The organism is Vibrio thalassae (assembly GCF_900089835.1).
Lineage (GTDB): Bacteria > Pseudomonadota > Gammaproteobacteria > Enterobacterales > Vibrionaceae > Vibrio > Vibrio thalassae.
The window spans coordinates 16,073-40,174 of sequence record NZ_OANU01000031.1; the positions used below are offsets into that span (position 1 = coordinate 16,073).

24 protein-coding genes and 1 tRNA gene are annotated in these 24,102 nt (G+C 45.0%); 13 read left to right on the forward strand and 12 right to left on the reverse strand.

Annotated features, from left to right (window positions below; all coding sequences use genetic code 11):
* Positions 1-3: 3 nt before the first annotated feature.
* Entirely contained in the window at positions 4-351 is a 348-nt protein-coding gene (flgB, locus tag VTH8203_RS11565) for a flagellar basal body rod protein FlgB (RefSeq protein WP_096993825.1), read from the reverse strand.
* Between the two features lie 170 nt (positions 352-521).
* Between flgB and VTH8203_RS11570 the strand changes: the two genes are divergently transcribed.
* From VTH8203_RS11570 to flhB, 6 genes are read left to right on the forward strand one after another with little or no spacing between them, the layout of a single operon-like run.
* Positions 522-1,289 carry a FliM/FliN family flagellar motor switch protein gene (locus VTH8203_RS11570; RefSeq protein WP_096993826.1) on the forward strand — a complete coding sequence of 256 codons (768 nt, stop codon included), beginning with the start codon at positions 522-524 and terminating at the stop codon, positions 1,287-1,289.
* The gene (locus tag VTH8203_RS11575; RefSeq protein WP_096993827.1) at positions 1,282-1,665 is read left to right on the forward strand and encodes a FliM/FliN family flagellar motor switch protein; all 384 of its coding nucleotides are present in this window, start codon (positions 1,282-1,284) and stop codon (positions 1,663-1,665) included. Before VTH8203_RS11570 ends, VTH8203_RS11575 begins: the two co-directional genes overlap by 8 nt.
* Positions 1,666-1,691: 26 nt before the next feature.
* Complete coding sequence (gene fliP, locus VTH8203_RS11580) at positions 1,692-2,429, forward strand: flagellar type III secretion system pore protein FliP (RefSeq protein WP_096993828.1); 738 nt, start codon at positions 1,692-1,694, stop codon at positions 2,427-2,429.
* Complete coding sequence (gene fliQ / locus VTH8203_RS11585; protein WP_006074299.1) at positions 2,426-2,695, forward strand: flagellar biosynthesis protein FliQ; 270 nt, start codon at positions 2,426-2,428, stop codon at positions 2,693-2,695. Before fliP ends, fliQ begins: the two co-directional genes overlap by 4 nt.
* Positions 2,696-2,700: 5 nt before the next feature.
* Positions 2,701-3,480 carry a flagellar biosynthetic protein FliR gene (fliR, locus tag VTH8203_RS11590; protein WP_096993829.1) on the forward strand — a complete coding sequence of 260 codons (780 nt, stop codon included), beginning with the start codon at positions 2,701-2,703 and terminating at the stop codon, positions 3,478-3,480.
* On the forward strand, positions 3,473-4,621 hold the full coding sequence (gene flhB, locus VTH8203_RS11595) for a flagellar biosynthesis protein FlhB (RefSeq protein ID WP_096993830.1): 1,149 nt from the start codon (positions 3,473-3,475) through the stop codon (positions 4,619-4,621). Before fliR ends, flhB begins: the two co-directional genes overlap by 8 nt.
* Here the strand turns inward: flhB and fdhF are convergent.
* Positions 4,602-8,717, reverse strand: coding sequence for a formate dehydrogenase subunit alpha (gene fdhF / locus VTH8203_RS11600; protein WP_096993831.1), 4,116 nt, complete (start codon positions 8,715-8,717; stop codon positions 4,602-4,604). The two genes, flhB and fdhF, sit on opposite strands and share 20 nt — an antisense overlap.
* A gap of 421 nt (positions 8,718-9,138) precedes the next feature.
* Between fdhF and VTH8203_RS11605 the strand changes: the two genes are divergently transcribed.
* A complete protein-coding gene (locus tag VTH8203_RS11605; protein WP_096993832.1) occupies positions 9,139-9,546 on the forward strand; it encodes a hypothetical protein in 408 nt (135 codons plus the stop codon).
* 98 nt (positions 9,547-9,644) lie between these two features.
* On the opposite strand, the gene VTH8203_RS11610 is transcribed toward VTH8203_RS11605, so the two are convergent.
* Positions 9,645-9,721: transfer RNA gene (locus VTH8203_RS11610), tRNA-Pro, on the reverse strand.
* A 256-nt stretch (positions 9,722-9,977) separates the two neighbouring features.
* Between VTH8203_RS11610 and VTH8203_RS11615 the strand changes: the two genes are divergently transcribed.
* The 3 genes from VTH8203_RS11615 (at position 9,978) to rluF (ending at position 11,944) form a co-directional block, all read left to right on the forward strand.
* Complete coding sequence (locus VTH8203_RS11615; RefSeq protein ID WP_038229728.1) at positions 9,978-10,118, forward strand: DUF3149 domain-containing protein; 141 nt, start codon at positions 9,978-9,980, stop codon at positions 10,116-10,118.
* Between the two features lie 139 nt (positions 10,119-10,257).
* Positions 10,258-10,839 carry a DNA endonuclease SmrA gene (gene smrA / locus VTH8203_RS11620; RefSeq protein ID WP_096993833.1) on the forward strand — a complete coding sequence of 194 codons (582 nt, stop codon included), beginning with the start codon at positions 10,258-10,260 and terminating at the stop codon, positions 10,837-10,839.
* A gap of 76 nt (positions 10,840-10,915) precedes the next feature.
* The gene (rluF, locus tag VTH8203_RS11625; protein ID WP_096993834.1) at positions 10,916-11,944 is read left to right on the forward strand and encodes a 23S rRNA pseudouridine(2604) synthase RluF; all 1,029 of its coding nucleotides are present in this window, start codon (positions 10,916-10,918) and stop codon (positions 11,942-11,944) included.
* 27 nt (positions 11,945-11,971) lie between these two features.
* Here rluF and VTH8203_RS25500 read toward each other — a convergent pair whose 3' ends face one another.
* Complete coding sequence (locus tag VTH8203_RS25500) at positions 11,972-12,109, reverse strand: hypothetical protein (RefSeq protein ID WP_370739225.1); 138 nt, start codon at positions 12,107-12,109, stop codon at positions 11,972-11,974.
* 286 nt (positions 12,110-12,395) lie between these two features.
* Here VTH8203_RS25500 and nadN point away from each other — a divergent pair, with 286 nt between their 5' ends.
* A complete protein-coding gene (nadN, locus tag VTH8203_RS11630) occupies positions 12,396-14,252 on the forward strand; it encodes an NAD nucleotidase (RefSeq protein ID WP_096993835.1) in 1,857 nt (618 codons plus the stop codon).
* A 184-nt stretch (positions 14,253-14,436) separates the two neighbouring features.
* Here nadN and ybaK read toward each other — a convergent pair whose 3' ends face one another.
* The 8 genes from ybaK to hemA form a co-directional block, all read right to left on the reverse strand.
* On the reverse strand, positions 14,437-14,928 hold the full coding sequence (gene ybaK / locus VTH8203_RS11635; RefSeq protein WP_096993836.1) for a Cys-tRNA(Pro) deacylase: 492 nt from the start codon (positions 14,926-14,928) through the stop codon (positions 14,437-14,439).
* 117 nt (positions 14,929-15,045) lie between these two features.
* Positions 15,046-16,710, reverse strand: coding sequence for a bifunctional UDP-sugar hydrolase/5'-nucleotidase UshA (ushA, locus tag VTH8203_RS11640; RefSeq protein WP_096993837.1), 1,665 nt, complete (start codon positions 16,708-16,710; stop codon positions 15,046-15,048).
* Positions 16,711-17,083: 373 nt separating this feature from the next.
* Positions 17,084-17,935, reverse strand: coding sequence for a 3-deoxy-8-phosphooctulonate synthase (gene kdsA, locus VTH8203_RS11645; protein WP_096993838.1), 852 nt, complete (start codon positions 17,933-17,935; stop codon positions 17,084-17,086).
* Between the two features lie 17 nt (positions 17,936-17,952).
* Positions 17,953-18,762, reverse strand: coding sequence for a SirB1 family protein (locus VTH8203_RS11650; RefSeq protein WP_096993839.1), 810 nt, complete (start codon positions 18,760-18,762; stop codon positions 17,953-17,955).
* Between the two features lie 3 nt (positions 18,763-18,765).
* Positions 18,766-19,149, reverse strand: coding sequence for a SirB2 family protein (locus VTH8203_RS11655; RefSeq protein WP_096993840.1), 384 nt, complete (start codon positions 19,147-19,149; stop codon positions 18,766-18,768).
* A gap of 33 nt (positions 19,150-19,182) precedes the next feature.
* Positions 19,183-20,037, reverse strand: coding sequence for a peptide chain release factor N(5)-glutamine methyltransferase (gene prmC, locus VTH8203_RS11660; protein WP_096993841.1), 855 nt, complete (start codon positions 20,035-20,037; stop codon positions 19,183-19,185).
* 3 nt (positions 20,038-20,040) lie between these two features.
* Positions 20,041-21,129 carry a peptide chain release factor 1 gene (prfA, locus tag VTH8203_RS11665; protein WP_096993842.1) on the reverse strand — a complete coding sequence of 363 codons (1,089 nt, stop codon included), beginning with the start codon at positions 21,127-21,129 and terminating at the stop codon, positions 20,041-20,043.
* Positions 21,130-21,156: 27 nt separating this feature from the next.
* Positions 21,157-22,416, reverse strand: coding sequence for a glutamyl-tRNA reductase (gene hemA, locus VTH8203_RS11670; RefSeq protein WP_096993843.1), 1,260 nt, complete (start codon positions 22,414-22,416; stop codon positions 21,157-21,159).
* A gap of 172 nt (positions 22,417-22,588) precedes the next feature.
* Between hemA and lolB the strand changes: the two genes are divergently transcribed.
* Together lolB and ispE are read left to right on the forward strand one after the other, a co-directional pair.
* Complete coding sequence (gene lolB / locus VTH8203_RS11675; protein ID WP_096993844.1) at positions 22,589-23,209, forward strand: lipoprotein insertase outer membrane protein LolB; 621 nt, start codon at positions 22,589-22,591, stop codon at positions 23,207-23,209.
* 11 nt (positions 23,210-23,220) lie between these two features.
* Positions 23,221-24,093 (forward strand): 4-(cytidine 5'-diphospho)-2-C-methyl-D-erythritol kinase, encoded by an 873-nt coding sequence (gene ispE, locus VTH8203_RS11680; RefSeq protein ID WP_096993886.1) that lies wholly within the window; start codon positions 23,221-23,223, stop codon positions 24,091-24,093.
* The last annotated feature ends 9 nt before the right edge of the window (positions 24,094-24,102 follow it).

The following is a 24,102-nucleotide window of genomic DNA, read 5'->3' on the forward strand; positions in this document are numbered from 1 at the left end:
CACTTATTGTCCCTTGATGGCCGTTTTGATACCGTTAATTTTCGACTGCAGAAATGCCAAGCTCTGATGATAATCCATCACATTTTTAGCGAATCTTGCCTGTTCATTTTCAAGTTCAACGGTATTACCATCTCGCGTTCTTTGCACTGGAATTCTGAATTGCGCCGCAGTATCAATGTGCCAATCTTTACTGTTACCGATACCACTCAATATCGCATCAAATTTCAGATCCATCGCTTTGTAATTAGGGGTGTCCACATTGGCAATATTCGAGCTCAAAACTGCAGCTCTATCCAAACGAAATTGAACTACCTTAGGGTGAACCCCTAACGCATCGTCTAAGTGAATCATGCCCTAGCCTCGTCTAACGTCGACCTTATTTCATAGTAAAACAGGTCTTTATAATTTTATGTATTTCTCACTCAACCTAAGTTGAAATGAGAATGCTATAACCTATAGTTAGAAATAATTGGCGTGTCAAATTTGAGAACACTCACAAATAACAATTTTCGGGGATTGACATGAAAGAATGTTCGTTAACAGAGTTTGGAAATCCGAGTATTAAGATGCGTAAATTCCTGCTCAAACACGCTGGGCACTTCTCTAATGAAGTTGTTGATATTTTTAAATTTAACTTCTCTTGCCGACATGTTAAAGCCAGTTTTTCAGAAGCACATAAACCACCTAAAAACAGCATCAAAACCGTGCTAAACATCGAAGACTTCGGTCATGTTTTTTTCTTTATTGAGCCACAAGCTGCCGATATTCTGCTATACAAACACCTAAACACGCCATCACCTATCCGAAAATCGAAGAGAAGTGTTAGTGACACTACACTTACTCAAACTCACTTGAGGCTATTTCAAAAGCTCACTATGGCGATCACTAATATTCTGACTGCTGATGCGAGTCATTACGCGGTAGAGCATACGGATCATCAACCTTCTGATATTGGCACCACCATCACTTTCACTTTTGATGATCAACAAATTGACATCACGTTTATGTTGGACGACCGATATGTCAAGAAGCTAAGGGACCTGATGGAAAGTAACGAAACTTTCGATAGAGAAGAAATTTTAAACAATCTGCGATATCAACCGGTTGAATTGGGCTGTGTCATGCTTCATGGGCAATGCACCCTACACGAGTTAACCAGCCTGCAACCTGGTGATTTTATGCCCATGACCTTGTGTAAGAATTTAACGGTCAAAGTGAATGGGCATCCTACTTTTTTTGGCAAACTTCAATCTATTAACTCTGAGTTAGGAGTAGAAATCGATGGCTAGTGACAAACAAACTCCGCCCATTGACGGTTCAATGAACGACCTCAACTTACACGATGAATTACCAGATCTCGATGACTTGGATTTGGATGATCTTGCCGATGACATGGAGTTCGACGCTGAGCAAAATGACGTCAGCAATGTCTCTTTATTGAAAAGCATTCCTGTCGACATCACGGTAGAAGTCTCTCGTAAAACGTTAATCTTAGACGAGCTGCTTAACTTGAAAGCCGGCAGCATAGTCATGCTAGAGAAACACGAAGGTGACCCGGTCGATATCAAAATCAATGGTACTGCATTTGGTACTGGCGAAATCGTCTCAAAGAATGGTCAATATGGCGTTAGGTTGCTCAGTATTATAAAAAAACCTAGCAAGTAGCTGTTTGGGCGAGCTCAAGGACGACAATGCCAATACGAATTTTACTGATGGTGCTTACTTTTTGGTTCTCTCCTACGCAAGCTGAGGGGCTGACTATATTGAGTGAAACCAACACATCAGAAGGGACTGAATACAGCGTTAAGCTGCAAATTCTGATATTGATGACGATGCTGAGTTTTGTGCCAGCGTTTGTCATCATGTGCACCAGTTTCACAAGGATCATTATCGTATTAGCGATATTACGCCAAGCCTTAGGATTACAACAAACGCCTCCTAATCAGGTTTTGATTGGTATTGCCCTGATCTTTACTTTACTGATTATGCGGCCTGTCTGGACCAAGATATACGACACGGCTTATGTGCCTTATTCCACCGACGACATTACCCTAATGGAGGCCTTAGCCTCGGCAGAAAAACCACTGCGCCGTTATATGCTGGACCAAACCCAGCGCAAAGCGCTCGAGCAAGTGACGAAAATAGCCGGAGAGAAAACGCTCGCCTCTGATGAAGACATCCCTTTCTTAATATTACTACCTGCTTATTTGCTGAGTGAGTTAAAAGTGGCATTTCAAATTGGTTTCATGCTGTTTCTGCCGTTTTTAGTGATCGATCTCGTTGTCGCATCTGTACTGATGTCCATGGGTATGATGATGCTTTCACCACTCATTGTTTCCTTACCCTTTAAGCTCTTAGTATTTGTCATCGTTGACGGGTGGGGCTTGCTGATGGGTAGCCTTGCCAATAGTTTTTGGATTAACGGATGAGCCCAGAAGAAGCCGTCACGCTTGTCAGTCAAGCCATATGGGTCATTATCCTGATGGTCTCTGTACTAATTGTACCCAGCCTTATCGTCGGCTTAGTGGTAGCCATCTTCCAAGCGGTTACTCAAGTCAACGAGCAGACGTTGAGTTTTCTTCCAAGGCTTCTAGTGACCTTGCTATCTATCATTTTGGCGGGGCATTGGCTACTACAGGAAATCAGTGACCTATTTCTGTTTATCTTTGATGCGATTCCGACCAAAGTTGGGTAATCGTGATGCAGCTGACATTTACTGAAATCACTCAATGGCTTGGTGTTTTATGGTGGCCATTTGTCCGTTTAACGGGCCTATTTCTCATTGCGCCTTTCTTTGGTGACAACGCCATTCCGCTAAGAGTTAAGCTACTGTTTGCTTTTATCTTTTCGTTACTGCTGGCTCCGCTGGTGCACGAAGTACCACCCTTTAATCCATTTAGCATCGATACCCTCTTGTTTTCCCTGTATCAGTTGATTTTTGGTTTCCTCGTTGGCTTCGCCGTTATGATCTTCTTCACTATTTTTTCCATTGCAGGACAAGCTATTTCGATGCAGATGGGACTAGCGATGGCGGTAATGAATGATCCAGCGAATGGCATCAGTATCGCCATTATTGGACGGATTATGTTTATCACCTCAATGCTACTGTTCCTATCCCTTGATGCTCATTTGGTGGTGCTTTTAGTATTCAAAGAGAGCTTTACCTATTGGCCGCTTGACTCCACTTTCCCCTTCAGCAGTATCGATTATGTACTCAAAATGGTGTCGTGGATGTTTGCGACAGGTTTACTCGTGGCAGTGCCTGCGATAGTGGTAATGCTGCTTAGTAACATCACTTTTGGTCTGATGAATAAAGCGGCCCCTTCGCTAAATGTGTTCGCACTTGGTTTTCCAATGACCATGTTACTGGGCTTATTTGCGTTAATGGCCTCCTTAACGGGTATTGGCGATCACTACTTTGATTTAGTTCTGGAGCTTAACCAACACCTGCATTACATGTTGAGGCTGCCTAATGTCTGAGCATCAAGATTCGGGCGATAAAAGTGAACAGCCCAGCCAACATAAACTCTCCAAGGCTCGCAGAGAAGGACAAGTTCCGCGTGCCAAAGAGTTTGTCTCTTCCATTACCCTTATCAGCGTGGTGGCCTATTACGTCCTAAATATCGATATGATCAAGCAAACATTTATTGAGCTATTCTTAGCTAGCTTTCAATTCGATACTCAAACCATCAACCATTGGATGACTTCAGTCGAACTGTTAGGCACCGCCCTTTTTTCCATGGTGATGTTGTTTTTTCCGCTATTGATTTACCAAATTATCGCCGCCATATTTGGCTCTACTTTGTTGGGAGGGTGGATTTTCAGCCCTTCACTACTAACGCCCAAGCTTGAAAAAATCAGTCCTATAAAAGGAATAAAGCGTATTTTCTCAACACAGTCAGTGGTGGAGCTGTTTAAAAATGTGGTGAAGGTAACGCTGTTTTTCAGTTTGTTGTATTGGGTCATCTCCAGCTATATCGCGGTTATCACGAATTTGGTAAGCGCTCACTTTGATACTGTAGTGTTTACTGTCGCTACGATCACCATAGAGTATCTCGGCTACTTGCTGCTTGTCGTAGTTATCTTTGGTCTGCTTGACTTCCCCTACCAGCGACATGAATTTACTAAGCAAATGAAGATGACTAAGCAAGAGGTAAAAGATGAACACAAGGAGCAAGAGGGACGCCCGGAAGTGAAAGCTAGGATTCGACAAATCCAAACTCAAAATGCCAAACGAGGAGCCAATGAGCGTGTACCAAAAGCCAATGTGGTACTCACTAACCCCACGCAATATGCCGTCGCCTTGATTTATGATTTAACTCAGGCCGAAGCGCCATTTGTTGTTGCGAAAGGCAAAGATGAAGTGGCGGTGTACATTCGTGAGTTGGCAGCTAAACACAGTGTTGAAGTGGTGGAAAGTGCAGCGCTTACGCGAGCTATTTACAATACAACCCAAATCGATCAAATGGTGCCTAATCAATTGTTTGTAGCCATCGCTCACATTCTTACCTACGTTAACCAACTTAAAGCATGGCGCCAAGGACAAAGAAGCAAGCCAAATGGCTTGCCTCATTTCGATATCCCTAAGGTTTGGTCTGACCCTAATGAACCGGCTGAGTAACCGTCTCTAGTCTGACCGCCGACACTTTAAACTCAGGTATTTTGGCGTAAGGATCGGTCGCTGTATTGGTTAGCTTATTCGCTGCAGACTCGGCAAAGTGGAAGGGCACAAATACCACACCTTGTTGCATTCGCTTAGTCACAAAAGCAGGCGCACTAATTTCACCACGGCGTGACACCAGTTTCACGGTCTCACCATTAGCAATGCCTAATCGCTCAGCTTCTTCCACACTCACCATAATGCGTGGTCCCGCAAGATTGTCTAACCCTTTGGTTTTACGAGTCATGGTACCTGTGTGGAACTGTTCTAGAAGACGCCCCGTCGTCAATATTAGCGGGTATTCGTCATCAGGGAGCTCTGCAGCATACTCAAATGGAATAGCTTTCATCGCCCCTTTACCGCGAACGAACTGGTCTTTGTGCATGATGCGCGTACCAAATGGCTTAACCTCATTACACGGCCATTGCAGACCATTACCACCTATCGACTGCCAACGAATACCATGATATTGCGGTGTTACATCGGCGATTTCCTCAGTAATATCCTGAACCGTTTGGTAAGCCCAATCACTGCCCATAGCATTGGCGATGTCTTGAATAATGCGCCAGTCTTCTTTCGCTTCACCTGGAGCTTGAACCGCAGGCACTAAACGCTGAACTCGTCGTTCTGTATTGGTAAAGTGTCCAGCCTTCTCTGCAAATGAGTAAGACGGCAGAACCACATCCGCGAGTTGCGCGGTTTCCGTTAGGAATATGTCCTGAACCACTAAGAAATCGAGCGACTTCAATCCATGAACAGCGTGCGCTTGGTCTGGGTCACTAAGCACAGGGTTCTCGCCCATGACATACAACGCCTTAATGTCACCATCACAGGCACCATCAATGATTTCCGTCAGCGTTTTACCTTTCTCTGTCGGTAAAGTCTCACTATTCCAAGCCTTAGCAAATTTGGCCTGAACCTCTGGATTAGTGACCTTCTGATAGCCCGGGTAATCGCTCGGTAGAGCCCCCATATCACATGAGCCTTGAACGTTTGATTGACCACGTAGAGGGTTAATACCGCCACCTTCAACCCCGACGTTGCCGCAAAGCATTTGTAGATTAGCTATCGAGCGCACGTTGTCGTGACCTGTCGTGTGCTGCGTGATTCCCATCGAGTAGAACACCGACGTGACTTTGGCCGTACCAATAAGCTCTGCCAATCGCTCGATATCGAACGCAGCCACACCAGTCACCAACGCAGCATTAACCGGTGAGTAAGACTCTTTGCGAATCTCTTCGACCAAGTTGCTGTAACCTTCGGTGCGCTCTTCGATATAGGCATCATCTTGCCAGCCATTTTTATCAATGACATGCATGATTGAGTTAAGCAACATAACGTCTGTGCCAGGACGATGACGAACATATAATTTGGCATGATCGACCATATCGATACGTTTTGGATCAGCCACAATCAAGGTTGCCCCATCCGCGACTGCTTGTTTGATATGGGAAGCAATGATTGGGTGAGCAGCACTGGTGTCTGAACCAATAATAAAGATAACGTCCGAGTGTTTGATACTTGGAATATCGTTGGTCATTGCACCACTACCAAATGCGGCTTCCAAACCTGTTACTGTCGAGGAGTGACACAACCGCGCGCAGTGGTCGATATTGTTGGTGCCAATTTCACGACGGAACAGTTTTTGGAATGCGTAGTTATCTTCGTTGGTGGTTTTTGCCGATGAGAACCCGGCCAAGCTGTCACTACCATACATCGACTTAATTTTACTCAGCTTATCAGCTACGTACTGCACGGTTTCATCCCAAGAGGCAGGCACCAATTCCCCTGCTTTTCTAATCAGTGGCGTAGAAAGTCGCTCTTCACTTTGAATGAAATCAAAGCCAAAGCGACCTTTCACACACAACATGCCTTGGTTTACTGGAGACGTTTTATCCCCTTTGACGTAACGAATTTTGTTGTTCGCCGCATCCACATACAGCTCAACACGACAACCTACCCCACAATAAGTACAGATAGTTTTCACCGGTGTCAGCATCTCGATTCGACCGTGAGATTTATCTCGCTTATCAGACAGCGCTCCCGTTGGGCACACCTGAACACACGCGCCACATTGAACGCAGTTGCTGTCACCCATCGTGGCACCGTTAGGGAAAGAAGGACGATGTGACGTTTCTGAAAAGTTTAAAATACCGTGAACCGATTCGGTCTGACACGCATGAACACAGGAGCCACAACTAATACAACGGTTTGCATCGAAAACAATAAACTCGCTGGTTTTGTCCACTGGGAACATTTTGCGCTGGTTAATGTTTATCTCTCGATAATCCACTTTGTACTCGGTGGCGTAATCGCGAAGGTCACATTGAGTGTTTGCCTGGCAGCCGCATTCTAAACAGCGCGCAGCCTCAGCAATAGCCTTCTCATCCGACATACCCAGTTCAACTTCTTGATAAGTTGTTTGGCAGGCTTCTACTGACAACTGCTCTGCTTTAGCTCGCGCTTTGGCTTTTTCTTGCAGATATTCTGTTTGGCGAACTTCGCTCAAACGCTCTGCTTTGTGACTATTAAACGCTCTAGGTTCAGGTTTAAAGTGACCTTGAAGAATATAACGCTCAATAGCATCGGCTGCCTTCTTGCCATCAGCGATAGCTTCAATGGCCGTCGCTGGTCCACGTCTGAAATCACCGATACTGTAGACATTGTAACCATGGTGCATCGAATCACCGTCAGAAGACGCCGTGCCCCAATCAGTCAAAGGCAAAGGGTGTTTGGCGGATTTCAGAAACTCGACGTCCGGTTTTTGCGATAACGCTGAGATAACCGTATCAAAAGCAACAGTCTCAGTTTTACCGGTAGAGACTGGGCGGCGGCGGCCAGAACTATCAGGCTCACCCAACTCCATTATCTCTAACTCAATATGCTCAACACGCCCCTGTGAATCGGCAAGATTGCATTTAGGATTGGTCAAAAACTTAAACTTAATCCCTTCTAGCTCTGCCGCTTCAATTTCATGCATTTCGGCTGGCATCTCATTTCGAGTGCGACGATAGATGATGGTCGTCTCAGCCCCTTCGCGAATCGCAGTTCGCGCGCAATCAATCGCGGTATTACCGCCACCGATCACGGCCACCTTCTTGCCAATGGTGAAGGTTTTGTCCGTCATATGGTCTTTTAGGAAATCAACACCAAGTACACAACCCTCTAAGTCAGAGCCCGGATACGGCATATTGACCGCTTTGGTCGCTCCAACAGCAAGGCAGACCGCTTCATAGTTGTCTGTCAGCTCATCAAGAGCAATATCTTTACCAAGACGTGTGTTGGTGTGGATTCTCATCCCACCACGGCACATCAGATCAATTTCTTTATCCAGAATATCTTTCGGCAAACGGTACTCTGGAATGCCATAGCGAAGCCAGCCACCAGCCTCTGGCATGGATTCAAAAATGTCGACAGCAAAACCTTGGTAGCTAAGGTAATAACCACATGCCAGCCCACCCGGCCCTGCACCAACAATGGCGACTCGATGGCCGTTGTAAGGGAGTTTCAGTGGCTCAAATTGCTCGGCTAGCGATAAATCAATATCTGCAGCGTGGCGTTTAAGCTGGCGAATTGCGAGCGGTTCGTCAACCAAGGTACGACGACATTCATGTTCACAAAAAGCAGGACACACGCGACCAATGGAAATCGGCATAGGTAGTGTATCTTTGATGATTTTTACGGCTTGCTGATGATCGCCTTGTGCGATGTGGTGCAGGTAGGTTTGAATATCGACATTTGCTGGACAGGCAACTTTGCAGGGTGCTTCACAGTCAGCATTGTGATCGGCGAATATTTTGTTGAGTGCTTGCCTTCTAAGATTATTAATTTGAGCGGACTGGGTAACGATGGTCATGCCATCTTGGATTTGCGTCTCACACGCCTTAACAATACCTTTCCCCACCACTTCAACGACACAAAGATCACATGACTGCTTGTCGTTGTGTTTACTGATGGAACAAAGAGAAGGGACATCAACTTGAATATCTTTTGCGACATCTAGGATGCTCTTATTTTCGCGCAGAAGATACGTTTGACCGTTGATAATTACATTCATATAGAGCTATCTCTTTCAGATCGATGAAAAAACTCCACTGAACTCGCACTCGAAAGCACACGACGTTAACGACGTGTTAGAAAGGCAATACGCAGTTTATTGACGCTCTCTAGCGACTGAAAAAACCTCGTTGACACAAACCTTGTAATAAGTACGACAAACCACCAGTCAATGTTGAGCCAATGATCCGTGTCACAGTGGTAGAACAAATCTAAAATGAGAAATTTTTTATGCTCTCTGGAGTCCCGATAAAGGGATTTAAAGTAGGAGCAAAACTAGCTTAATTATACCCACATGATAAATAAGGTCAAACATCCGCACTTTACGTAAGTGCAATATCCATTGGCGTAAAATGGTAAATAGTGAGTCGCAGTGATTGGTACCTTAATCAGGTCAGCAGAAATCACACCGAGGACTATAAATGAAAGTACTAAAAGATATCGCCATCAGCTCTATTATCACGACCGTCGTGATGCTTGTACTCAACGCATCTTGGGACTGGGTATTTGTCGCGAGCCTTGAAGTAGCAGTATACGCATCGATGGTGTTAACCGGCATGCTTAAAGGCGCTATCTCGCTTGAAAAAGTTATGGCGTCGTACTTTCTTAAGCATAAAACCCTACCAAAACTGAAACGTGGTATTTCGTCTTACATCATTTTAGTGGGCTCGAAGTTTCTCGCTATGGGAGTTATCGCCATGCTATTCGGTCAACATGTTGCCTTTACAGGTGCATTTGGTGGCATTGTCGCATTCTTCGCGATTATCTTTGCCGTGCTCGGCCTAGAGGGTGTCGTAGCAAAACTCGGCGGCAAAGCTAGCTTAGCTTAAAGAAGTTTTTGCTACTCAGAAATGCAAAGAACCTCGCTAAAAAGCGAGGTTCTTTTGAAAGTAAAAAGCCCCGCGATTAAAGCGAGGCTTTTTGAAAGTGGTCGGTGAAGAGGGATTCGAACCCCCGACCCTCTGGTCCCAAACCAGATGCGCTACCAAGCTGCGCTATTCACCGAGATTGTTGTTTTGAGTTTTGCTCAACAACGGATGCGTATATTAATGATTAATTCTTTCGAAGCAAGGCTTTTGTGACAACTTTCTTTGCTTTTGCGTTCGTTTGCTCATCATATCACCACAAGCACACAAAATGTGACCAAATACACACGCTGACGCACAGCTTTTTAACACTCAAAGTACAATTGATCCAGATCAGTGTTCAATTTAACACCAACCGTTAACTTAATCCCTGTCATCAATACTTTGGAGGAAACATGGACTTTTGGCTTGATCTCCTATTTGGTAATGCAGTGGGCTTATCTTCAATGCTAGTTATCTTTGCAGCGCTGGGCTTAATGCTGTTTTACGGTGGTTTCTTCATCTACAAAGTAATGAATGACAAATCTCCTCACTAGAATCGCTTAGCTTCTATTTTGAATAGAAAACCGCTATGCACCGGAGTGGATCGCCTGTTCACTCCGGTTTTTTATTGCTCTCACCTCTGGCTCATATTCGTATATACTCCTGTTAAATTGGCTTATCCGAGATGAAGTTATGTCTCAAGACGATGATCTAGATCTATTCCAACAGATGATGGGCGATGTAAAGCCTATTCACAGTGACACCGTTGAACTCAAAAAGACTCACCAAGTATCTGACGCCCATTTGGCGAAGCGAGAAGCGGCGCTTTGGCTCTCTGAGCAAGATCCTGAATACCTGTCTATTGATTACGCTCCGATGATCAAACCAGACGACTTAATTGAGTTTAAACGTGACGGCATGCAGGAGGGTGTTTATCGCAAACTGAGGTTGGGTAAATATCCGCTACAAGCAAAACTCGACTTACATCGAAGAACGCTTAAAGAAGCACGTGACGAAGTGGTGAAGTTTCTGCAACAGTGTATGCGTATGGACATCCGCACGGTGCTCATCGTGCATGGGCGTGGTGAACGCTCCAACCCACCAGCATTAATAAAGAGTTATCTCGCACATTGGCTGACTCAAATAAAAGATGTCCAGTGCGCCCACAGTGCACAGCGATTCCATGGTGGAAGCGGCGCGGTCTACGTTATGCTCAGAAAGAGCCAAGAAAAGAAGCTCGAGAATCGAGAGCGTCATCAAAAACGTACGAGTTAAGTGACTTACCGCTCAGTTGAGTATAAAATACGCGACCTTAATTTTATGTCTGATCAATATAGAGTGAATACTGCGCATGCCTAACGCTGCTGAAGGAAAACGCCTCAACAAATACATTAGTGAAACTGGCTTTTGTTCTCGTCGAGAAGCTGACAAGCTGATAGAACAACAACGCGTCACTATTAACGGCAAAATTCCTGAGATGGGAACCAAAGTGTTGTCGGGAGACAATGTTGAAATCGACGGTAAACCAGTTCGCAGCAAAGAAAAGCCGATCTATATTGCGTTGAACAAACCAACGGGCATTACCTGCACAACTGAGCGCGATGTTCCGGGCAATATTGTTGATTTCGTTGGGCTGCATAAGCGTATCTTCCCAATTGGTCGCTTGGATAAACCCTCGGATGGTCTTATCTTTTTGACTAACGATGGTGACATCGTGAACAAAATCCTCCGCGCGGGCAACAACCACGAGAAAGAATACGTGGTTCGTGTCGACAAGCCTATCACTCGTGATTTCTTGAAAAAGATGGGCTCAGGTGTTGCGATTCTGGATACGGTGACTTTGCCTTGTCACATAGAGCAAGAGACCAAGTTCTCTTTTCGTATTACTTTAACTCAAGGGTTAAACCGTCAAATTCGCCGCATGTGTGAAGCACTGGGTTTTGAAGTACTAAAACTTCGCCGCGTTCGCATTATGAATATCTCTATTGACGGGATTCCTAACGGTAAGTGGCGCTACCTAACTGATCAGGAAGTGGCTGAGATTCATCGCCTTTGTGAAGGTTCAGTGAGTACCGAAGAAGCATCAAGAAAAGATGCCAAAGGTCGCCATATCGCCAAAGCAACCGATGCTAAGCTGCATGATGCTCGCGCAGAGGCAAAACGCGAAAAGTTGAAAACCTTCTCAGGACACGGTGCGGATGAGTTTCGTCGCGGCCCAAATAAGAATAAACGTCACAAGCAAGAGCAAGGACGTTCAGATAAGGCCCGAAATCATCAAGGTAAGCCTCAAAATCGTAAACCTGTCGCTGCTAAGCCAGATTCATCGAAACCAAGTAAGCCAAGAGCACGCGTTGGCGGTACCCTATCTCTTAAAAAGTAATCGTTCTATGTGAGGCCAAACCAGGCCTCACATAAATTGACAAATCTCGCCAATGAAATTAACGCGGCCTTTCGAATGCCAATCATGTGTAAAGTAACAACGAGAACCCATTGCTGCGTAACCGTATTGACGAGGCATATCTTGAGCAAACTCACTCTCATCCAAGTAAACTATTCCTGTTCCTTGCTCTCCTCATACTGTGAGAACTTCTCTGCAAACTCCTTTCGACTAATCTCGCAGGCCATTGGGTGTTTTAGAGTTATTTAAAGCTGATTCTTAAACGCTTAAGCGCATGATGAATGCCCGGCTACGTGACATTCAAACGCGTAACTTGATCCCATTAATAATCATCAGGAAACTTATTAATATCTTTGATAAGAGCATACGTTTCATTTAAACCCTATAGTTGTCTATAATGACTTTCAATAATTAACTCAAATCAAGGAAGAACATGAAAATTAACTCCGTTTCGCTCGTATTCTTAGCAGCTGCAATAGCGACTGGTTGTACGTCACAAAATGTGACAACAAAGCCTTTCGAATTAACAGTCCTGCACATTAATGACCATCACTCTCACTTGGAGCCATCCTCACAAAAACTCAAGCTGGCGGGCCAATCTACCTACGCTGAAGTCGGTGGCTACCCAGCATTAGTCACCGCTCTGAAAGAACGGACTGCTGCTAATAAAAACGTGATCAAGTTGCACTCGGGAGACGCCGTTTCAGGTACACTCTATTACGCGCTTTTCAAAGGTGAAGCAGATGCGGCAATGATGAACCATGCATGTTTCGATGCATTGGCATTGGGCAATCACGAGTTTGATGATGGTGATGCAGGTCTTGCGCAGTTCTTAGACTGGCTGAATCAAGGACAGTGTCCTCCCGAAGTTCTTGCTGCAAACATCATTCCCGAGCAAGGTGTCTCCCCTCTCGCTCAAAACTCAGCAAATGACTATTTCAAGCCATATATCATCAAAGAATACGCCGATCAGAAAGTCGGAGTCATTGGAATTGATATCGCCGACAAAACGATGAACTCATCAAATCCAGACAAAACTACCCAGTTTTTAGATGAAGTCGAGACGGCGCAAAAATACATCGATGAACTTGTCAAAAAAGGTGTAGATAACATCATTCTGCTTACCCACTACCAATATGCGAATGATCTTAAACTCGCTGAGGCACTAACCGATGTTGACGTCATTATTGGTGGCGACTCTCACTCGTTACTTGGTGACTTCGACTCGATCGGCCTAAAAAGTGAAGGCGACTATCCAACGTTGATGAAGAACAAAGATGGCCAGATGGTTTGTGTTGCTCAAGCCTGGGAATATACGCAAATTCTCGGTGAGCTGACAGTCTCTTTCGATGGCGATGGTAACGTTTCTTCATGTGGGGGAACGCCGCATCTACTGATGGGTCAAGAGTTCAAACGCAAAGACGAGAATGGTAAAAAACAGGTTCTAGTAGGTAGTGAGCTTGAAGCAGTCGTCGCTGACATCACAGCTCAACCAAACCTAACTCAGTTCGCCCCAGATGCCGAAACGCAAAAAGCACTCAATTCATACTCACAAAAGTTAGATGAAATGAAAGTTCAAGAAATTGCGCAATCATCGCAACTGCTCTGCTATGACCGCGTTCCTGGGCAATTGAAGCACAAGGGTGCTGACGGCTGTACCACTGAGACCAATCTTCATGGTTCTCAGGTAGGCGATCTCGTTGCTCAAGCATTCTTAGCACAAACGAAACGCGCAGATGTGGCGATACAAAATGGTGGTGGTGCTCGTGCGAACATCCCTCAAGGCAAGTTTACTGTCGCTGCTGCTACGAGAGTCCTTCCATTTAACAACACAATGGTAAATCTGACTATGTCAGGTGCCGAAGTAAAAGAAGTACTTAATCAAGCTGTGGACAAAGCATATGCTGAATATGTAGACAATAGCGACAAAGGCTCCGATGGTGCCTACCCTTACGCGGCGGGCATTCGCTATGATGTTGATTTTAACAGGCCTGCTGGCAAACGCGTCCACAACGTAGAAGTAAAAACAAAATCCGATAATAGTTGGTCCAAACTTGATGATGATCGAGAACTTGTTGTCGTCACTAATGATTACATAGCAAGAGGTAAAGATGGCTACACTACGTTTGGCGAAGTATCTGCCGATCCGTCTCGCTATGAAAACACCCTTAAACTTTACACTGAAACCTTTATCGACTACGTCCGAGACCTAACAGACAAAGGACAGAAAATTCAACCAGTCGCTGATGAAAACCGCAGTACTCAAACCTTTACTCCAAAATCGAGCTAGGATTCTTTTTGTCTAGCAATGAAAGACGATAAGTGTCTCAACTTAGCCATCCGCTACCACGGATGGCTTTTCTCTTCTATATTTCATTGGGTTACAACGTCGCCTTAAGAAACTCCGCCTGTCTTAAAGACAAAAGCCAAGAGCACGCATTGGCGGTGCCTTATCCCTTAAAAAGGTAATCGTTCTATATGTGGCTTGACTGGACCTCACATAAATTGACAAACTTAGCTCGTGTTAGCTCCGCTAAATCTCTCGGAGCTAGTTCAATCTCCAAACCTCTTTTTCCCGCACTGACACACATTTGTGCTCTCGCTTGCGCAGAGAGATGAATAAAGGTCGGTAACAACTTCTTTTGACCAAGAGGGCTGATTCCACCCAATACATAGCCCGTGATTTTTTGCGCGATATCTTTATCTGCCATCTCCGCTTTTTTCCCACCAGCAGCCTTTGCTGCGAGTTTTAGGTTCAGCTTTTCTTCAACAGGTATCACCGCCACAGCAAGGTTTTTTGGTTCTCCATTGATGGCGAACAGTAGAGTTTTAAACACGGATTCAGGGTCTTGTCCTAACGCTTCTACCGCCTCTAAACCATAACTTTCATGCCTTGGGTCATGGTCATATTGATGAACGGTATGAGTGATTTTTTTGTTTTTGGCAAGGTTAATAGCCGGTGTCATAACTTATCCTTGGTAGTTTCTACCGTTAACGTCGACTCTTGAGATTAGAGTCTTAAAAATAGAAAAGCGGCGCCCAATGGCGCCGCTCTATTTTATCTACTAAACCAAAATAAAAGTCTAGTTCTTATAGGTGATTTCGCCTTCAGGCTGGTACTTATTCACATCAATCGGGCTGTTTACTTCTAAGTACTCTTTAAGTACTTCCGCATCCACAAAACCTGTATTTACGTGACTAGGGTGACCTGTAAGCTTCGGATAACCATCACCACCAGCAGCGTTAAAGCTTGGTACAGTGAAACGGTATGTAGCTTTAGGGTCTAGAGGCTTACCATTGATCACCACATTCGATACCGCATCTTTGCCCACTGTCATGGAAATACCAGCAAATTGAGCATAAGCACCGGAATCAACAGGCTTAGTCGCGACCACGTTTAAGTAATCAATAACTTCTGCGCCAGTCATATCCGTGTAAGTAACCATGTTGCCAAATGGCTGTACAATCAGGACATCTTTGTATGTCACATCGCCTTCAGCAATAGAGTCACGAACACCGCCAGAGTTCATGACTGCGAAGTCAGCTTTAGCACGCTCCATGTGAGCGGTACCAATAAGACGACCTAAGTTAGTTTGCTGGAAGCGAACAACGTTACGGTCACCCTCTAGCTTGCCGTTGGTTTCGGCAATTTTCGCACCTAGTTGCTCTTGGCCTTTCTCTTGGAATGGCGTTAAGAACGCCACCATTTCTGCGTCTTTTGCGATTTCATCTTCAACAAGAACGCGTTGCTTCTTGCCATCGATCTTAACTTTCTTCTTAAGGTTAACTGGGATAAGGTCATAGCTGACCATCTCTAGTTCACCATTTTTGAATTCGTAATCTGCACGGCCAACGTATTTACCCCATTCATACGCTTGCACGATCCACGTACCATTTTGGATGTCAGGTTTACATTCATCACTCGGCTTGAAGTTCTTCTTAACAACGTTAGGACCTTCCATACAAACTGGCTCTTGTGAGTGACCACCCACAATCATGTCTAGGTCGCCTTCATCAAGATAGCGAGCAAGAGCAACGTCACCTGGAGCATTTACACCACGCTTACCATTTTCGTAGTGTCCCATGTGGGTAACCGCGAAAATAAGATCAGGCTTCTCGGTTTCTTTTAACTCAGCAATCAGTTTCTTCGCTTCTACTTTCGGATCGCGGAACTCGATACCACCGATGTATTCTGGGTTACCGATCTTCGCAGTGTCTTCTGTTGTTAGACCAATAACAGCGATCTTAATGCCCTGCTTGTTGAAAATGTGGTAGGCATCAAACAGGCGCTCACCTGTTTTCTTGTCATAAATGTTCGCAGATAGCATTGGGAAGTTAGCCCACTCTTTTTGCTTAAATAGCACTTCCAGTGGGTTGTCGAATTCGTGGTTACCGAGTGCCATGGCATCGTAACCAATCATGCTCATACCTTTAAAATCAGGTTCGGCATCTTGCAAGTCAGACTCTGGAACACCAGTGTTGATATCACCGCCAGATAGAAGCAGTACGCTGCCCCCTTCCGCTTCAACGTCAGCACGAATCTGGTCAATCAACGTCTTACGCGCCGCCATACCATACTCGCCATATTTGTTTTCCCAGAAACGACCATGGTGATCATTAGTATGAAGAATCGTGAGCTTATAAGTCTCATCAGCATTCCATTCTTGCTCTGGTTGAGTTGCGCACCCTGCGAGTGACGCGATAATAGCCGCACTGAGTACGGACTTAAACATAAGGCTTTTTTTCATTGTCATACCTTTGAACTTTTGGGGATCCACTGCCTATAGCGTTATATAAACGCCGCACATTTGCTGATTTGTAGCGAATAGACATAAAGAAAAACATCAGCAAAGTATGCGATGGTTTCAATTAACCCTGAGAACATAACATTCTCATTTCAATTTTATGTAATCTATGTCACAAGTTACCAAGCGCGAGCTTATGCACTCATCAGAATAAATGTGCGATTCAACATAAGGTTAATTAAAGGCGAATGGGATAGCGAGGGATTGTGCTGTTACAAGGTTGTAATTCTGAGAAGAAACGATTGCTCAACAAATTAAGTGAACATAAAAAAGAAGCCAGTCGCAATGACTGGCTTCTACTGTTAGCAAAACACGCTTACTTAATATCGATATGTTCAAAGCCTTTGATGAGATCATCCAAGGCTTTCATTTGCGCCAAGAACGGCTCTAACTTATCTAATGGTAGCGCGGACGGACCATCACACAGTGCTTTATCTGGATTAGGGTGTGCTTCAATAAATAGACCTGCGATACCAGTGGCAAGACCCGCTTTTGCTAGCTCCACCGTTTGCTCACGACGACCACCTGAGGCTGCGCCTGATGGGTCACGCATTTGTAGCGAGTGCGTCACATCAAAAATAATAGGGCTACCGTTAGACGCTTTTTTCATAACGCCAAACCCGAGCATATCAACCACAAGGTTATCGTAACCGTGGCACGAACCACGCTCACAAAGAATGATTTTGTCGTTGCCACACTCAGCGAACTTATCAACGATGTTGCCAACTTGTCCCGGGCTCATAAACTGCGGCTTCTTAACGTTGATAACTGCGTTGGTTTTTGCCATCGCCTCAACAAGATCCGTTTGGCGAGCAAGGAAGGCTGGCAGTTGAATAACGTCTACCACGTCGGCAACAGGCTGTGCCTGCTCTTCTGTATGCACGTCCGTGATGATTTTCACGCCAAAGGTGTCTTTTAGCTCTTGGAAAATCTTCATGCCTTCTTCAAGGCCTGGACCACGATAAGAATGCACTGAACTGCGGTTCGCCTTATCGAACGATGCTTTAAACACGTATGGAATGCCTAGCTTTTCTGTCACTTTCACATAGTGCTCACAGATTTGCATTGCTAAGTCACGTGATTCCAGCACATTCATTCCAGCAAAAAGCGTGAACGGCTTATCATTTGCTACCGGGATATCACCTACGTGTACCGTTTTCATTTCCATGTTTGTTATCTCAATATTTAGTGAAGAGTGACAGGTGAGCGACTGATTGCCGAAACCTGCGTTTTCAGTAATTCTATTGCCGGATCGTCTGGGCACTGATCGATAAAATATTGAAAGTCAGTGGCCGCAATTTGATGACAATCCAGTTGTTGATAAATATAGCCCCTATCGCGAATTTCATAAGGATCATCAGGGACAAAAGTTAACGCAAGATCGGTACATTGCAGCGCGAGCGTGTACTTTTCTTCTCGCAATAAAGCACTTTTAAGTAAGGCAAGCCAGCGACCGATTACTGTCGGATTATCAACCGTTGCCAAATGTTTCGCCTGCAGCTTAACCAATGGCCCTTCATTACCGATCAGCCACGCGTGCAAACGCTTTTTACTGACATATTTACCATCGTAAGGATTAATATAGCTCGGCCCTTCGTTCGGCCAGCAGACTTTTATCAGAAATTGCGTAGGGAATGTTACGGCTTCTAGAGGAAGACCCAGCTTTCGTCCTAAAAAGAGTAGGATAGCTCCAAGGCTAACAGGGATGCCCTTGCGTCTTTCCAGGACTTTATCGATAAAGGCGTTATCCGAGGAAAAATAGGCGTCGTGATCGCCACTAAATTGCCACTCGGTATAGAACAGCCTTAATAACGAATCCAGACGCTGCTTATCATCGCGTAAGTGAAACAGTTGCTGCTCCGCTTCTTCTAATAAACGAGCTAACTCTAGTTCCGCCCAGTGTTCTTGAGTATTGGGATCCACCGCTTTGTTTAAGATCAGTGCTCCTTCAACCAACTCAATAGCATCAAAATCTTCATCAAACAGTTCAATCATGACTTACCCCATAAGGAATGGTGTTTTCAGCATGGCAATTTTCGCTGCCATCATTAACCATCCTAATGCGCCCAAAAACGCACATGTTCTCAATAAGTTGTTCTTTGCCAATTTAATTGTAAAGAATGCCAACGCAAAATAGGCCAAAATACAGGTGACTTTTTCGGTCATCCACGGCGCTGCAGCCGTAAATGGTACAAAACCTGTGATTGCGATCAGACCGATGCCTGATAATAGTAATAGTGAATCGTTAATGTGAGGGAAGCGTTTTAAAAATGGATGATTTACCTTTGGTGAGTTAGCCACCAATAAACCAAATCGTACTGATAGTAACACTACCGAAATGGCAATGGTCATCAAGTGAAAATGCTTTAGTCCTTCATACATGCTGCTTCTCTCTTTCTCTTTATTGTATTTATGTTATGGGTTCCATTGTCCCAGTGTCACACGGTCATTGCCTGCGTAATCTTGTTCCGTGGCAACATGGCAAAAGCCATTACTTGCCAAGATATCTCTTACTGCTTGTCCTTGCTCAAAGCCATGCTCAAACAACAACCATCCGCCAACTTGCAAATAGTTCGGCGCTTGAGCCGTAATCGTTTCAATATCGGCTAGCCCATTATTGTCTGCTACCAGTGCTGAAGATGGCTCAAATCGAACATCACCTTGAGATAGATGGGGATCATTTTCGTCGATGTAAGGGGGATTGGAAACAATTACGCTAAATTTGTGCACAAGATCGATAGGTTCAAACCAACTTCCTTGTGCAAACTGACAATTGCTAATATTGAGTTTGGTCGCGTTGCTTCGAGCGAGTTCTACGGCCTCCACTTGATAATCCACGCCCATAACAGAGCGGGAGTTCAGTTCTGAAGCCAGTGCCAATGCAATGGCTCCGGTGCCTGTACCCAGATCCAGAATATCACCTGCATGTGCAAGGGCTTTATCCAGCGCAAGCTCGACTAGGCGTTCTGTATCGGGTCTTGGGATTAGCGTACTAGGTGCGACGTTTAAAGGTAGCGACCAGAACTCACGCTCACCAAGAATATACGCCACAGGTTCACCGGCAATGCGACGAGTTAACAGCGTCTCGAACTGCTGCTCTTCTTCAGGCGTCAATGCTTTTTCTGGCCAGGTCAGAAGATAACTGCGTGGCTTTTCGAGAACATGACACAGTAAGACCGCGGCATCAAGTGAAGGAGATTCACTGCCAGACTCAGAAAGAACAAGCGATGCTCGTTTGAGCACCGCTTCAATAGACTTATCCAACGTCATGGATTAGTTGTGCTCCGCAAGAGCTGCAAGTTGGTCAGCTTGGTGTTCCTGCAGAACAGGATCAACAAGAGACTGTAGATCCCCTTCCATCACTTCAGACAGACGATATAACGTCAAGTTGATGCGATGGTCAGAAACCCGGCCTTGTGGGTAGTTATAAGTACGAATACGGTCACTACGATCACCTGAACCTAATAGGTTGCGGCGAGTGTCTGATACTTCTGCTGCACGTTTAGCTTCTTCTGCAGCAATAATACGCGCTGCTAGAACCGACATCGCTTTCGCTTTGTTTTTGTGCTGAGAACGCTCGTCTTGACACTCAACCACTGTACCTGTTGGTAAGTGAGTAATACGAATAGCAGAGTCGGTAGTATTAACGTGCTGACCACCCGCGCCTGAAGCACGGAAGGTATCAATTTTAAGATCCGCGGCTTTGATCTCTGGGATCTCTGCTTCTGGGATTTCAGCCATAACCGCAACGGTACAAGCTGAAGTGTGGACACGGCCTTGAGACTCGGTCGCTGGAACGCGCTGAACGCGGTGGCCACCAGATTCAAACTTAAGTACGCCATAAGCACCATCGCCAGAGACTTTCGCGATCATTTCTTTATAGCCGCCTTGCTCTGATTCGTTTGAGCTCATCACTTCGATACGCCAGCCTTTCTTCTCCGCGTACTTACTGTACATACGGAATAAGTCACCTGCGAAAATACCTGCTTCATCACCACCTGCCCCAGCACGGATTTCTAAGAAACAGTTACGCTCGTCATTTGGATCTTTAGGAAGAAGAAGAACTTGCAACTCGTCTGCTAGACGCTCGATTGCGGCTTTAGCTTCTTTGATCTCTTCTTGAGCCATTTCACGCATTTCAGCGTCATCTTCGTTTGCCATATCTTCAGCCGCTTCAAGATCATCTTGAGCTTGCTGATAGGCTTGGAAACACTTAGTCACTTCTTCAAGTTGTGAGTACTCTTTAGAAAGAGCACGGAATTTATCCTGGTCTCCAATGATTCCTGGATCGCCAAGTAGGTGCTGAACTTCTTCGTAACGTTCAACAAGAGTTTCCAATTTAGCTAAAATGGAGGCTTTCATAATTGCAGTCTTTTCTCAGGGTAAGGCTTATTTAGTTTGGTCTAAACCCAAACTTTGTCGGATAACCATCAGCTTAGCAGGATCTCCCTGCTCAGCGGCATCTTGTAGCGCTTTTGTCGGCGCATGAATAAGCTTGTTTGTTAATTTATTACTCAGCTCTAGCAACACTTTTTCGGGGTCTCCCCCGGCGGCTAACGCTTGTAAACTTTTTGACAGTATATCTTGTCGGGTGTCGTTTGCGTGTTTTCGATATTGTCTGATGCTATCAACCGCTTGCAGTGAGCGCATCCATGTCATGAATTGCGCGCTCTCTTCACTTACGATCGCTTCGGCTTGAATCGCTTCAACTTTACGCTGTTCGATATTGCTATCAACGATAGATTGCAAATCATCTACCGTGTACAGATACGCATCACTCAATTCTCCAACTTGTGATTCAATATCACGAGGAACAGCTATGTCGATAAGCAGCATAGGTTGATAACGGCGTTGTTTGATCGCTGTCTCTACCATTCCTTTACCGATAATCGGCAACGGACTTGCCGTAGAGCTAATGACAATATCTGCTTGCGGTAAAACATCGGGAATTTCATTGAGCGCGATAACTTGAGCGCCAAATTGTGAAGCTAAGATTTCTGCACGTTCTCTGGTTCGGTTAGCAACAATCATGTGCTTGCAACCATGGCCTTCGAGGTGTTTAGCGACCAATTCAATGGTTTCACCAGCACCGACTAAAAGTACGGTAGAATCGGCAATCGATTCAAAAATCTGTCTTGCTAAAGTACAAGCCGCATAAGCCACTGACACGGCACTACCACCAATTTCGGTCTCAGTACGAACTCGCTTAGCAACCGAAAAGGTCTTTTGAAATAGCTTTTCAATGCCGCCTTCTACGGATTGATGCTCACGAGCATCACTGTACGCTTGTTTGACCTGACCAAGTATCTGTGGCTCACCAAGTACCAGTGAGTCCAAACCGCAAGACACACGCATTAGGTGCTTGATGGCTGCCTGTTCTTCATAGACATACAGCGATGGCTTGAGCTCTTCCGCAGGAACGTTATGGAAACGAATCAACCAATCAATCAGTTGAGATTTGTTGGAATCGCCCGTATCACAATAGATTTCAGTACGGTTGCACGTTGATAGAATCACAGAGCCATTCACTTTGGTATTTTCTCTTAGCTCATTCAGTGCCCTGTTGAGTTTCTCAGGTGGAAACGCCACCTTTTCTCTCAGATCCACTGACGCTGTATTGTGGTTAATACCAATAGCAAGCAATGACATGTAACGCGAATTCTCTGATACAGATTTGACAAATAGGCCAGAATTTTACTTGATGGCACCATTTATTGAAAGTCTCTTGCCAATATGTTTTCCTGAGTTTGTGGGATTGATGCTATAGTCTCTCAATATTGTATTGAATTTGCACAATAATCCATCATGTAAGTAGTTTCCTATGTACAAACTTCAGCGACGTCTTTTTTGTTATCTTGCGGCATTATTTTTATTCGGTTGCAGTAGCCTACCTCCAGAGCCGAAGAGTGTTGAATGGCAGGCGCATAAAGCGCAGCTTGAATCTCTTACTCAATATACTGCCAACGGAAAACTGGGCTATATTTCCCCCGATCAGCGCCAAACTCTCAATTTTCATTGGACGCATTCCGAGAACTTCACTCAAGTCCGTCTGACCACTTTTCTCGGACAAACCGTGTTTAATCTTACTTCCACACCCAACGGTTCTTTTATTGAAACCTATGATGGGCAAACGTTGGCGGGTAAAGACGTTAACACGCTCATTGAACAACTGACTGGACTCAATATTCCTATTGAGCAATTAAGTAATTGGCTCGTCGGTCTACCGACTAACGCCGATAAGTATCAGCTAAACCAGTTCAATACCGTTGGAAGCTTGCAAAAACGTCTTGCCAATAAAGCCTGGAACCTTGATTACAATGAATACCGTAGCTTTACACTTGAAGACTCGGAACGTTCATTACCAATGCCGACTCGTATGCAATTAGTGCAAAGTGACACCAAGCTCAACCTTGTCGTATCGAAATGGACAATAAAACAGTGACACAGCAAACAATGATCGCCGAAACAACATCATGGCCTAGTCCGGCCAAGCTTAACCTATTTCTCTACATCACTGGTCGCCAAGAAAATGGCTATCACGAACTACAAACTTTATTTCAATTCATCGATCTGTGTGATGAATTAACGATTACGGCCAATGCTAGCGGCCAAATCACCTTATCCCCAGATATCGAAGGTGTTGCCACGCAAGATAATTTGATCTGGAAAGCCGCGACGGCACTGCAAAACCAAGCCAACTGTCCTTATGGGGCACATATTAAGGTCAACAAAATTCTTCCTATGGGCGGCGGTATAGGTGGTGGTTCTTCTAATGCAGCGACGGCATTAGTGGCATTGAATTTTCTCTGGCAAACCGAACTGACGTTTGACGAGCTGGCTGAGATTGGTTTGACATTGGGCGCCGACGTCCCTGTTTTTGTGCGCGGCTTTGCCGCTTTTGCACAAGGTGTAGGTGAGAAATTGTCTCAAGCCCACCCTAAAGAACAATACTACCTCGTTATCAAACCAAAAGTGAGCATTGCTACTGTCGATATATTCACCCATCCAGAGTTAACCAGAAACACGCCAAAGCGAGCATTATCAACTCTTTTGGAGGCCCCCTACGTAAACGATTGCGAAAAAATTGTTCGAATGCTGTATCCAGAGGTTGATAAGCAACTTTCATGGCTGCTACAATACGCGCCGTCAAGATTGACGGGGACTGGTTCTTGCGTTTTTTCTGAGTTTACCAACGAGAAAGAAGCGCACAAAGTCCTTGAAATGCTTCCTGACAATGTCTCGGCTTTTGTAGCAAAGGGATGCAACCGCTCTCCTTTACTTGAGACTTTGGCTAAGTACGAATTAGCCCTATTACAATCTGTTTAAATTGGACGC